At 72.7% G+C, this 264-nt stretch carries 1 protein-coding gene; it reads left to right on the top strand.

The genetic code is table 11. From position 1 onward, the window contains the following. Positions 1 to 264 (top strand): beta-ketoacyl synthase N-terminal-like domain-containing protein (locus UK12_RS35710; RefSeq protein WP_045307390.1); only part of this gene is annotated, 264 nt, incomplete at both ends.

Raw genomic sequence — 264 nt, 5'->3', positions numbered from 1 at the left:
TTCCTGCACGACGCGGGCGAGTTCGACTCCGAGTTCTTCGGGATCTCGCCGCGCGAGGCGCTGGCCATGGACCCGCAGCAGCGCCTGCTGCTCGAAGCCGCCTGGGAGGTGTGCGAGCGGGCGGGCATCGACCCGGCCACCCTGCGCGGCAGCCGCACCGGCGTGTACGTCGGCGGCAGCTACCAGGGCTACGGCTCGGAGCTCAAGGAGGTGCCGGAGGGCGTCGAGGGCCGTCTGCTGACCGGCAACGCGACCAGCGTCCTG

The organism is Saccharothrix sp. ST-888, from assembly GCF_000955975.1.
Lineage (GTDB): Bacteria > Actinomycetota > Actinomycetes > Streptomycetales > Streptomycetaceae > Kitasatospora.
Note: the sequence above shows the minus strand (reverse complement) of the source record. Positions and strands in the feature narration are given on the sequence as shown.